Annotated in this window: 4 protein-coding genes and 2 CRISPR repeat arrays; all 4 genes read left to right on the forward strand. The window is 71.7% G+C overall.

Annotated elements, in window-relative coordinates; all coding sequences use genetic code 11:
- Positions 1-2: 2 nt before the first annotated feature.
- Complete coding sequence (locus POF43_RS19685) at positions 3-452, forward strand: SMI1/KNR4 family protein (RefSeq protein WP_271325733.1); 450 nt, start codon at positions 3-5, stop codon at positions 450-452.
- A gap of 2,365 nt (positions 453-2,817) precedes the next feature.
- Positions 2,818-3,406: a CRISPR direct-repeat array (repeat unit 28 nt; unit sequence GGACCACCCCCGCTCGCGCGGGGCCGAC).
- Between the two features lie 91 nt (positions 3,407-3,497).
- Positions 3,498-6,996: a CRISPR direct-repeat array (repeat unit 28 nt; unit sequence GGACCACCCCCGCTCGCGCGGGGCCGAC).
- 180 nt (positions 6,997-7,176) lie between these two features.
- Positions 7,177-10,182 (forward strand): CRISPR-associated helicase Cas3', encoded by a 3,006-nt coding sequence (gene cas3 / locus POF43_RS19690; protein ID WP_282704676.1) that lies wholly within the window; start codon positions 7,177-7,179, stop codon positions 10,180-10,182.
- 217 nt (positions 10,183-10,399) lie between these two features.
- Positions 10,400-12,136 carry a type I-E CRISPR-associated protein Cse1/CasA gene (gene casA / locus POF43_RS19695; protein WP_372516072.1) on the forward strand — a complete coding sequence of 579 codons (1,737 nt, stop codon included), beginning with the start codon at positions 10,400-10,402 and terminating at the stop codon, positions 12,134-12,136.
- 26 nt (positions 12,137-12,162) lie between these two features.
- Positions 12,163-12,765: a type I-E CRISPR-associated protein Cse2/CasB gene (gene casB, locus POF43_RS19700; RefSeq protein ID WP_271322666.1), complete on the forward strand. Its 603-nt coding sequence runs from the start codon at positions 12,163-12,165 to the stop codon at positions 12,763-12,765.
- The last annotated feature ends 31 nt before the right edge of the window (positions 12,766-12,796 follow it).

Below are 12,796 nucleotides of genomic sequence, written 5' to 3' on the forward strand. Positions count from 1 at the left end.
GGATGATGCTTTCTATCTCAGATATTGCTGCGGGCCTGCGGAGGGCTAACCCCGAATCTGTTGCAGGACTGACTGATGCGGAGATGAAGTGCGTTCGCGAACAATGGGGAATTCGGAAATTTCCTGCGCGGTATGAGGAATTCCTTTCTCTGATGGGGCGTGGTGCTGGCCGGATCCTTCTTGGGACCGATGCATTCTTCCCTGAAATCCTCGAGATGCGGCGAGCTTCTGATGAGTTTTTCGCTGATAATCCTGAGGGGATGGATCTTCCTGATGGTGCCGTAGTATTCGCCATGCATCAGGGATATCAAGTCTACTGGATGGATTCGTCAACTCTGCAGGATCCGCCGGTTTCCCTCTGTATGGAAGGGGAGCGTGCTCCGATGGCTCACTGGGCCTCCTTCACGGAGTTCTTGAACTCTGAATATTTGAACGTCCACCCGGGATTTTGATATTCCTGGATTTTTTGCGACGCGCCTGGCTGTCGCAGATGGGTGAGTTGGGCGGTGATGACATTTATTAAGTGGCGGCAGCCCGCACCTTCGTCGGCGGAACGCCGGTGGCACTGGCGGCGGTGGGACGAAGCCGATCCAGAACCTGCACGCCGGTGACGCCGTCCTCGCCGCGGACCTGGCCACCGCGTCACCGAGCATGGTTGGTGGTGACCAGGGGATGGCGGATTCGAGCGAGTGCGAAAAATCCATGCCAAGGGTTCGGAGGAACCTGGACGGATTTGAGCGCGCCATTGCAAGAGTCCGTCGAACTCATGGCGGGTTTGCATTTTGAGAGGTTCGCCAGGCCCTTTTGGCAGCATTGGATGTGGAACGGCTGACGGCCTGGAATGAAGTAGTGGATGACGCGGCTCGCCAAATTGCTGATGGTGAGCTGTGATAGCGAATGGTAATTCCTTGAAGTCCGAGTCTCTTTTCTCTTTCTAAAATCGGCCCTGGGTGTAGAGGCAATTCCACATGCGCACGTTTTTGAAGTATTTTAACTGACCGGTTTGAACGGGCCGATTAATGGCGGGCTGTAGCTGGATGATGGACAGACAGAAGCCTCGCCGATTCGGCTCCAATGGGGCTTCCGCACTGCTTGATGGCAGTATTTGACGGCAACGTCAGCGGACGGGTACTCCAGCGGTGGTTCGTCGCCGTCGTCGGGTCGAGTGGTGGGCTCACACCGCCGTCCCCGAGGTCGGGAGGCGCTGGACGGACTCCGGCGAGATCCGCGACGCTCGCGAGCGGGGCGTCGCTGTGCTCCTAGTCGGGACCACCCCCCGCGGGTGCGGGGGCCACTGCCCGGGCCAACTGCCTACCGGCGGGGCGGAGGGCCCCTGCGGTTGCGGAGATCACACGGCCGGACCGTGCACGCTCCTGTGTTGCCGGGGGCTACCCCCGCGCTTGCGGGGGTAGCTCGTCGTCGCCGTGGGCACCGGCTACCTCACGCTGCCAGAGGTGGGCGGAGGGAACGGTGGGGCGAGCTGCTGTTCCACGCTGCTGCCCGCGAGGTCGGGAAGTGTTGAGCGGACTCCGGCGAGCTCCGCGATGCCCGCGACGTCCGTGACGCCCGCGACCTGAATGGCCGGCCCGAGGCGAACGTGCTGCCCGTGCCGTGTCATCCGGTCCTGGCTGCGATCCTCCGGGAGCGCATCGCGGTCAGGGGGCTCAAACCGGCCGGCCGCCAAAGGGGGAGCTGGGCGGTTGGCTCGCCGGGGCGGTGTTTCGGGGGTGTGGGGCAGGGGGCGGCGGGTGGTCTTCACATCTCGCCAGGGTCGATTCGCCGGTGAGGAGACGGAGGTGCGGCCTGCGGTGTGTCTGTCTGATCACCGGGTTGAACGGTGGCGTTCCGCCGGTGCAGGTGGCGGGGTGGGCCGGGAACGGCGTGCCGGTGCTGTTGTCGGCCTGTGTGCGGTGCGCGTCGGGGTGGCCCTGGGCTCGGCGGGGGCTGGGCGGGGTGCGTGAGGCGGTGGTCTTCCTCATCGGGTTCCTGAGATCTCGTTCGCGAGCTGTCGGCGGCTACTCGCGGGAGCCGGGCCTGAGCCGGAGGCGGCTGGAAGGCTCCGCCCCTGCCGGGTGGTCCGTTCCGGCTTGCGCCGGGCCGCGGAACGTGCCTGCTGACCTGCGAAAACGATTCTCCTGCTGGGCGGGAGAAGGTGGTGCCCCCGGCAGGAGCCGGAAACGCGGGCTGGTGGCGTGACGAACCATCCGTCCCGCGGGGACTCGCTTCGTATCGAGCAGACGCTGCACCTGCCGAAGACACGCGCCATGTGAGGTCCTGCCGGAGTTCGCTGAATCGGAGGTTCGCTCCCAGCTTTCGGGTGCGGAGTGATGGCAGTCGACCGGGGGCACCCCGTTGGGTGCGGGGAGCACCACTTGCGCTTCCCGCGCCACCAGGACCTGACGGGACCACCCCCGCGGGTGCGGGGACCACCAGGTCCTAGCTGTTCCTAGCTGTTCCTGTAGGGGACCACCCCCGCTCGCGCGGGGCCGACGGCCGTGCGCGACAGCCCCAGCCGGGTGCACAGGGACCACCCCCGCTCGCGCGGGGCCGACGTACTGGTTGTACTGCGGTGGCGGTGCGGGACCACCCCCGCTCGCGCGGGGCCGACCTGTGAGGGCCGAGATGACGTCCACGAACGTGGGGACCACCTCCGTTCGCGCGGGGCCGACCCCTGCCCACAACTGAGCCGGGGGCGCACTGCGGGACCAGCCCCGCTCGCGCGGGGCCTACAGCTGGAGCACGATCTCGGCAACTGCAACTGGGGGACCACCCCCGTCGCGCGGGGCCGACGCGGTGATGATCGGCAACGACTCGTCGTCCTCACCCCCGCTCGCGCGGGGCCGACCCGGACTGCCTGGGTCGGCAGGGACCGCCGGAGGGACCACCCCCGCTCGCGCGGGGCCGACTGAGGATCTCGTCCGTGCGGGCACCCACATAGCGGACCATCCCCGCTCGCGCGGGGCCGACCTGCGGGACGCTCGGGCGCACCGGGCGACCGTAGGACCACCCCCGCTCGCGCGGGGCCGACGCTGGAGTTCTAGCGTCGCGGGGCGCCGCACCTGGACCACCCCCGCTCGCGCGGGGCCGACCCCTAGCTGAGGGCGTTTACGCTGCTCAGACCAGGACCACCCCCGCTCGCGCGGGGCCGACTCCTCCGCAACGGAACGGACCCCGCCGACGTCTACCGCCAGCCGGGACCACCCCCGCTCGCGCGGGGCCGACTGGCAGTGGTGGCTACCCCGTCCGAATGCACCGGGACCACCCCCGCTCGCGCGGGGCCGACCCGAGGAGGATCGGGAATCGGTCGCCTCCCACCGGACCACCCCCGCTCGCGCGGGACCGACTCACGGACCGCCCTCAGCTCCGCGTAGACCTCGGGACCACCCCCGCGCGCGCGGGGCCGACTCCTCGATAGCGGCCATCGCGTCGGCGGTCTTGGGACCACCCCCGCGCGCGGGGCCGACGACAACGCCATGAGCTGGCTCATGGCGGAAGGGGGACCACCCCCGCTCGCGCGGGGCCGACTCCTACCTCTACAGGAGGCATAGATGATCCCCCGGACCACCCCCGCTCGCGCGGGGCCGACGCGCCGTGACCGAGGGGTTCGGCGACCAGGTGGGGACCACCCCCGCTCGCGCGGGGCCGACACAGCCCGCGTTCCACCGCGCGCGCATCGCCGAGGACCACCCCCGCTCGCGCGGGGCCGACGGTGCGGCGGGGGAAGGGGTGGTCATGGCGGGAGGACCACCCCCGCTCGCGCGGGGCCGACGGTGCGGCGGGGGAAGGGGTGGTCATGGCGGGAGGACCACCCCCGCTCGCGCGGGGCCGACCCCCGAAAGGCACCACCCGTGATCACTGCACTCGGACCACCCCCGCTCGCGCGGGGCCGACGTCGACGTGTCCATGGCCCGCACGGGTCCGTTGGGACCACCCCCGCTCGCGCGGGGCCGACAGGCGCTGGATGGTGGCAGCGACGTCGTGACGCGGACCACCCCCGCTCGCGCGGGGCCGACGGCGGCCTTCTCTTCGGCGGCAATCCGGGCGGCGGACCACCCCCGCTCGCGCGGGGCCGACGCCTTCAGGCGGGGCAATACGTCCGCCAACCACGGACCACCCCCACTCGCGCGGGGCCGACTTCGCGACGACGGGGACCCGTCAGGTCCAGTGCGGACCACCCCCGCTCGCGCGGGGCCGACCATGCCGACGGCAAAGACGACCTGTCCCGCCAGGGACCACCCCCGCTCGCGCGGGGCCGACGGCGACCGCGTACTCGTCCGCACCCACACGCGGGGACCACCCCCGCTCGCGCGGGGCCGACACAGCATCCATCCCGGAAAAGGTAAGCCGGGAGGGACCACCCCCGCTCGCGCGGGGCCGACACGGTGTGTCCCACTCGCGTGCTGTCTGCCCCAGGACCACCCCCGCTCGCGCGGGGCCGACGCTGCCGTCCCGTACGGCGCGGACCCGCGCGAGGGACCACCCCCGCTCGCGCGGGGCCGACCACGACGCCGCCCCCAACCCCGACATCACCACGGGACCACCCCCGCTCGCGCGGGGCCGACAACTCCACGCCCGGGTCCGTGGCCACCAGCACCGGACCACCCCCGCTCGCGCGGGGCCGACGGCTGCTCCGGGCTCCGCCCACGCCCGTACGTCGGACCACCCCCGCTCGCGCGGGGCCGACAGAGGGCCGCTGACGGCGACGTCGCCGCCCACCGGACCACCCCCGCTCGCGCGGGGCCGACCACACCCCCGGCCACCTCCAAGGGGGAGGCGATGGACCACCCCCGCTCGCGCGGGGCCGACCCGGTGGTGACCGTGGCGCCGCCCGCGATCAGCGGACCACCCCCGCTCGCGCGGGGCCGACACACCGCACGCCGGGCCGCCAGGCCGAGCCCGCGGACCACCCCCGCTCGCGCGGGGCCGACTCGGATGCACCGCTTACACAGATGGTCACCGAAGGACCACCCCCGCTCGCGCGGGGCCGACCGCGGTGGTGCTCATCCGGACGACGCGGCCCCGGGACCACCCCCGCTCGCGCGGGGCCGACTCGCCCTCGGGCACGCGGTAGGTGAAGGGCACCGGACCACCCCCGCTCGCGCGGGGCCGACTCTTCAAGACCGGTGCACTGCCTCGCACGGGTGGGACCACCCCCGCTCGCGCGGGGCCGACGAAAGGGCGGCCATGCGCGAGGTCGCCCGCAAGGGACCACCCCCGCTCGCGCGGGGCCGACAAGATGAAGAGCGTGTGCTCCGACGAGAGACGGGGACCACCCCCGCTCGCGCGGGGCCGACGTCGGGTCGGCGTCGGCGAACGGCGACGGCGGGGGACCACCCCCGCTCGCGCGGGGCCGACAACGCCGCCCGGACCGCGGGCCACGTGCTGGTGGGACCACCCCCGCTCGCGCGGGGCCGACGCGCCCGTCGAACTGGAGGCGTGGGCGCACCAGGGACCACCCCCGCTCGCGCGGGGCCGACAGGATCACCGCGCACAGCCGGGTCCATGACGGGGGACCACCCCCGCTCGCGCGGGGCCGACCGGGGACGTCGAAAGGGGTGCTGCGGAGGCGACGGACCACCCCCGCTCGCGCGGGGCCGACGATGGTGAACTGGTCGACACCGGTCGCAGCGGCGGACCACCCCCGCTCGCGCGGGGCCGACTCCATCCGGCCAAAATCGTCCCGTTGTCAGCTAGGACCACCCCCGCTCGCGCGGGGCCGACCGCCGGCGAGGAGGACGGCGGCGGTGATCAGGGGGACCACCCCCGCTCGCGCGGGGCCGACCGGACATGCGCCGTGTGGGCGCCCACCTGGGCGGGACACCCCCGCTCGCGCGGGGCCGACCCAACGACCGGACCACGCGGTACTGAAAGCCCAGGGACACCCCCGCTCGCGCGGGGCCGACGATCTTTCGAGACGACCGACCTTAGGCCGATCCGGGACACCCCCGCTCGCGCGGGGCCGACCCGAAAGGCGCTGGCAGAGGCGCACGGGGTCAGGGGACACCCCCGCTCGCGCGGGGCCGACCCGACCCTGGGGGTGCCGTTAGGGCCGGCCGTGGGGACACCCCCGCTCGCGCGGGGCCGACCGCTGACGCCGGGGTGAGCGTGCCGGTGCGCAGGGGACACCCCCGCTCGCGCGGGGCCGACTCGGGACTTGCAGTCCCCCCGTGACGAGGGAGCGGGACACCCCCGCTCGCGCGGGGCCGACCCGTGCTGGATGTCGAGACGTCATCACAGCAGCGGGACACCCCCGCTCGCGCGGGGCCGACGAGGCTGCTGCATCCGGGCCTCGGGCGACTCGAGGGACACCCCCGCTCGCGCGGGGCCGACCACGACGGGCTCGGCCATCGGCGCCACCTGTGCGGGACACCCCCGCTCGCGCGGGGCCGACTTAGAGGCGGGCGGGGCGGCCGTCAGTGACTGGGGGACACCCCCGCTCGCGCGGGGCCGACCGCCGTGGCGAGCTTCCGCACGTCCACCCCGGCGGGACACCCCCGCTCGCGCGGGGCCGACAAGTAGTCCGTCATCATCGCAGGTCAGATACGGGGGACACCCCCGCTCGCGCGGGGCCGACATCGAGTACACGCCGTGGCGCTTGCTCGACAGCGGGACACCCCCGCTCGCGCGGGGCCGACCTGCGCGGCGACAAAGAAGAGCTGCGCGCCACCGGGACACCCCCGCTCGCGCGGGGCCGACCCCGATCCGCAAGGCGTAGGACCTACCCGACAGGGGACACCCCCGCTCGCGCGGGGCCGACAACTCCGCCGGCCCCGGCCTGGGTGAGGCCGGGGGGACACCCCCGCTCGCGCGGGGCCAACGGGCCGTCGTGTACGCGGCCGCGGTCACGGGACACCCCCGCTCGCGCGGGGCCGACGTCGGGAATCAGGAGAGTCGTCACCGTCACACCGGGACACCCCCGCTCGCGCGGGGCCGACCTTCGCAGGTCAGAGGGTTGCCGACACAGAATGGGGACACCCCCGCTCGCGCGGGGCCGACTCTTCCTGACCAGCAACGTTACCGGACGCTAGCGGTGTTCTCCTTCGGTTGGATTCAGTGAAGGAGAGCACGTCCCGCCCCGCGTTCGTTGTCGAAGCCGATTGTCCAGCTTCTTACGTGAGTTCCCGTCACCGCCCTCGGGGAGGGCGATTGTCAGTGGCGGGGTTTACGGTGCGGGACATGATGAGGTACCAGCTGGTGAGCGGTCAGGCACAGTGCGTGGGCGAGGGGTGCTCGCCGGAGGTGGTGGCCGCTCTGGGGGCGTTATGGGGGAAGTCCGCCGAGAAGGCGGGCGGGGTGATGAATCTGTTGCTGTCGCACATGCTGGACACGGCGGCGGTGGCGGAGGTCGTGTGGGACCGGTTCCTTGCGCCGTCGACGAAGGCGTCGTGGGACGAGGTGGCCGGCGGCGTGGGGAGGGGGCGGGGGCTGTTCGCCTGGTTGTGCGGGGTGCACGACTGCGGGAAGGCGACGCCGGCGTTCCAGTGGCAGTGGGCTGTGGGGGCGGCGGGTGTGCGGGCCGCCGGGCTGGCGTGGCCCGAGGCGTTCGTGGCGAAGTGGGCGCGATGGTGGCGGCATGACCGGGCGGGCGGGTTCATCCTCGCGCGGGTGTTGCGGGAGGCGGGGTGGGGGGCGAAGAAGATCGGCTGGGTGTGGCCGCTGGTGGCGGGGCACCACGGCACGTTCGCCGGTGAGTGCGGGCCGCCGGAGAAGGCGCGGGGGCAGTTGGAGGGGGGTGGCCTGTGGGCGCAGGTGCAGACGGCGCTGGTGGATGAGTTCTCGCGGGCGCTGGGGTTCGACGGTGTCACGAGCGTGGAGCCGCAGGGGACGCTGCCGTCCCGTGCGGCGCAGTTGCACGCGAGCGGGTTGGTGGTGATGGCGGACTGGATCGCCAGCGGGCCGCACTTCGGCGGCATCAGTGATCTCGCGAAAGTGAGTATGGGCGGTGCCCGGGAGCGTGCCGGTCGGGCGTGGGACGCACTGGGTCTGCATGGGGGCTGGGGCCGGCTGGCCGAGCCGGACGACGCGGTGTTCGTGGACCGCTTCGGGGACGATCCCAGGCTCTCGCAACAGATGGTTTTGAAGGCGGCGCGCGACATGCCGGCGCCAGGGCTGCTGGTGGTCGAGGCGCCGATGGGGGAAGGGAAGACCAAGGCGGCGCTGGCGGCGGCCGAGGTGCTGGCCGCGAGGTTCGGGGCCGACGGGGTATTCGTGGGGATGCCGACGCAGGCGACGTGCGATCCGATGTACGGGCAGGTGCGCCGTTGGCTGGAGGGGATCGATCCGGATCTGGCCGGTCAGGTCGCGTTGCTGCATGGCAAGCGGCGCTTCAACAAGGAGTGGCAGGCGCTCACGGAGCTGGGCGGAATGGACCCGGACGCGGCGTTCGCCGGCGTGGACGAGTACGGCATGGAGCGCGGCAACGACTCGTTCGGCATGGACGAGGAGTGTTGCGAGGAGATCGGATCCGGGCGTCGCGGGCCGGCGCAGTGGTTTCTGGGGCCGAAGCGGGGGCTGCTGTGTCCGTTCGTGGTGGGCACGATCGATCAGCTGCTGTTCGCGGCGACGCGGACGAAGCACGTGATGTTGCGGATGGCGGGGCTGGTCGGCAAGGTCGTGGTACTCGACGAGGTGCATGCGGCGGACGTCTACATGTCGCAGTTCCTGAAGGAGTGCCTTCGGTGGCTGGGGCAGGCGCGCGTTCCGGTGGTGCTGTTGTCGGCGACGCTGGCGGCCGGTCAGCGGCAGGCCCTCGTCGAGGCATATCTGTCAGGTGCTGCTTCCCGTGAAGAGTACGCGCTGGACGAGCCGTTGAGGGCGGAAGGCTATCCGTGCGTAACGTCGGCCTGGTGCGAGCCCCGGGAGAACGAGCCGGTGGCGACGACGCGGACGGGTCATGCCCTGTCGTGGCGGGCCGACCTGCCGGTCACCGTCGAGGTGATGCGTGAACCGGTCGCTACGGAACAGGCCAACGAGGGCGGAGCCGGCGACGAGCTCGTGGCCGGGTTACTGGCGGAGCGGCTGTCGGAGGGCGGGTGTGCGCTCGTCATCCGTAACACGGTGGCCCGCGCGCAGTCGTTGTTGACGGCGCTTGGGGAGCGGTTCCCTCCGGACGAACTCCGTCTGCTGCACGCCCGGTTCAGTGACGGCCATCGAGCGGACGCGACCGCGGAGTGCCTGAATCTGTTGGGCCCGCAGCCGCGCGAACGCGGACACGAGCGACCGAAGAAGCTGATCGTGGTGGCGACGCAGGTGGCCGAGCAGTCCTTCGACGTGGACGCCGACCTGCTCGTCACGGATCTGGCGCCGGTCGACCTGCTGCTCCAGCGCATCGGCCGGCTGCACCGGCACGAGGGCGTGGAGCGCCCGGCGCGAGTGTCGTCCCCGCACGTGGTGGTCACCGGCTACGACCTGCAGGATGGCGGCTCGGCAGAGTTCCCCGCTGCGGCAGAGGCCATCTACAGCCGCTATCTGCTGCTGCGTTCACTCGCCGTCGTCCTCGGAGCGGCGCCGGCGGCCCCCGGCGCGGCCCCCGCACCCACCGCCGCAGAAGCGGCCTCCGCACCCGGAGTTCTACCGGCTGGGCCTGTCGGCACGTGGGAGATCCCCGGTCGGGTGCCGGAGCTGGTCGGCGCTGTCTACGACGTGCCGACGGCGCTCGCCGGCACGGTGTGGGAGGCGGACGAGGAGAAGGCGCTCTCGTTCTGGACGAGGAAGCAGCTCTCGCGCGCCGACGAGGCGGCCGGCCTGCTGCTGACCCGGCGCGGGGAGCACGAGCGTCCGACGCTGGCCGGACTGCACGACGGAGCTGTCGGCACACGGAGCGGGACGCAGGCCGAGGCGTTGGTGCGCGACGGCGAGATGGGCGTCGAAGTCGTTCTGGTCGTGGGGGACGAGGAGCGGTGGACGACGCTGAACGGTCGCGTGCTGGGGCCGAACGGAGTGGTCGCGGACGAGGTCCTGGACGATCTGCTGTCCGGAGCCGTGCGGTTGCCGGCGAAGTTCACAGCTGTTGCGGCGGAGCTGCGGCCGTTGCCCGGCTGGCTCCAGCACCCGTGGTTGCGGTACAGCCGCGCGCTGGTGCTCGATGGCGAGCGCAGGACGCTGCTGGGCGGCATACCCGTCAGCTACGACGACCGGCTCGGCCTGGTCACCGGCGCTGGGCACCCGCAGACCGGCCGATGAGCCGCTGAACCGATCGGCGACCATCCCCGCACCGCGGGGCCGAGCTCCATCCTTCTGCTTGAGCTGTCGGCAGGCACGGATCATGCCCCTCACCAGAGGCTTCTCACATCCCATGATCCGCTGAAGCGGATGAAGTTTCATCGGATTTCACGAAATACCTGCGGCAGGTGAATACTTGGTGTCACGCTGCATGAGCACTCGGTAGGCAGTTGGAGGAATGGCGTTGTCGTTCAATCTCATTGACGAGCCCTGGCAGGACGTCCGGCCGGTGGACGGGGGACCGGCGCTGTCGGTCGGGCTCCGCGATGCCATTCTCCGAGCCCACGAGTTCGCCGACCTGGTGGTGGAGCTGCCGACGCAGAAGCCCGCGCTGCTGCGCCAGGTGCTGCTGCCGGTGGTCGTGGACGCCCTGCGGGACGTTGTGGACGCTGAGGTATGGGCGCGCGTCATGAGCGCGGGAAGGTTCGAGGGAGATGCCGCCGACCGGATCGGCCGGTACCTCGACGAGCACCGGGAGTTGTTCGACCTGTTCCACCCGGTGGACCCGTTCGCCCAGGTGGCGGGGCTTCGGACAGCCAAGGACGAGACGAAGGGTGCCGCACTGCTCGTGGCGACCGCCTCGTCCGGCAACAACGTGCCGCTGTTCGCCACCCGCACCGAGGGTGATCCCCTTCGCCTGTCGCCGGCGCAGGCGGCCCGCTGGCTGCTGCACACCCACTGCTGGGACACCGCCGCGATCAAGACCGGTGTCGTGGGCGACCCGCAGGCCAAGGCCGGGAAGACCACCGGCAACCCCACCGGCCCTCTGGGGCAGTTCGCCACGGTGACGCCCGGCGGCCGGAACCTGTTCGACACGCTGATGCTGAACGTGCCGACCGGGCACACCCTGCTGTCCGACGACTTGCCCCAGTGGCGTCGGCGCGCTATCTCGGGGCGCGTTGACGAAACGCTTTCCGTGGCCACGCCGGAGTGGCGGACCCGGGCGCCGAGGGGCTATCTGGACCTGTGGACGTGGCAGTCGCGACGCATCCGGCTGGTGCCGGAGGAGACCGGGACCGGCATGAGTGTTTCCCGGGTGCTGATCGCGGCCGGCGACCGGATGAACCGAACCCCGGACTTCGAACCCCACACGTCCTGGCGCACCGAGGCCACCGGACGGACGAAGAAGAGCACGGGCGTCACCACCGAACGCCCCCGCCGCCTGCAACCCGGAGTGGCCGCCTGGCGAGGAATGGAAGCCTTGTTGGAGACCGACCGACGCGATCGCACGGTGGGCACGAGGACGGACGGGTTGCGCCCCAGCACCTTGCTGCGTCAGCTGCGCACCGACAAGCAGCTCCCGGACGGCTACTCGCTGCGCGTCGAACTGACGGGCATCGCCTACGGGACGCAGTCCGCCGTGATCGACGACGTCATGGCCGACGCGATCCCCCTGCCGGTGGCTGCCCTGCAACCAGGCCAAGTGCGCGGCGCGCTCCTAGAGGCCGCCGACCAGGCCGACACGCTGGCCCGTGCGGTCAACACGCTGTCCGCCGACATCCGCCGCGCCGCAGGGGCCGAGCCCATCCCGTGGGACAAGGGGCAGCGACCGGGCGAGATCCTGCTGCACGCCCTGGACCCACTGGTCCGCCGGCTTCTGAGCGACCTGCGTCCGCTCGGCGACGACTTCGAAGCGGTCGAGGAACGGATGCTGCTGTGGGAGAACGCCGCCCGTGAGCAGGCCCTGATGGCCGCCGACACCGTCGCCGCGGCCGCGCCCCCCGGCACGTTCAACGGCCGCACCATCCGTAAGGACGGCAAGGATCGCACGTTCCGGCAGGCGGGCGCCGAAAAGTCCTTCCGGTCGTGCCTGAAAGGCACGTTGACCCGGGCCGCCGAAGCGGCGGAAGCCGCACGGGCGGAACGCGCCGAAGCCGCCGAAACGACGGACGAGCCCGTTCCGGAAGCCGTCTGACGTATCACCACGAGAGGCAGCACCACGTGTCCACCACCACCGAGGTCCAGCGGTACTGGGACCGGCACGCCCGCCAGGACGGCTCCTGGCGCTTCGATCCCCACACCCAGCAGGAACGGCGCCCGCGCGGTGAAGACCTGGCCGCCATGCGCTCCGGTCTCGGCCGCGAGCCGGTCACCGTTCCGGCGCTGTGGCCCCACTACACCTGCCCCGTCGACGACCGCCTCGCCCTTCTCGGGGAAGTCTCCCGTGAGCAGCGGGCCGAGCACGGCGCCCTCACGCTGTACGGCCTGCACCAGCAGGGCAAGAAGGACTCCATGCACCGCCACGGCGTTCAGCCGGCCGCCGCCCTGCGGCAGTTGCGGCGCAGCGGTACATGCAGCGAGGAAGCGCTGGACGCGCGCGTCGGCGCCACCTTGCAAGCGTCATCGACCAGCGCGTTCCTGCGCTGCCTGCGCGGCCTGGTCACGCAGCTGCGCGGCGCCAACCTGGGCTTCGACTACAACCAGTTGATGACCGACATCGCCGCCTGGGACACGCCGTCGGCCCGTCCGCGGGTCCGTCGCGCCTGGGGCATGGCTTACCACGTCTGGGACCGCCGCGAGGACAACGAGCCCGGCGACAACTGACCACCATCGCACCGTCCGACCGGTGCTCGCC

Source organism: Streptantibioticus silvisoli, assembly GCF_027947535.2.
Lineage (GTDB): Bacteria > Actinomycetota > Actinomycetes > Streptomycetales > Streptomycetaceae > Streptantibioticus_C > Streptantibioticus_C silvisoli.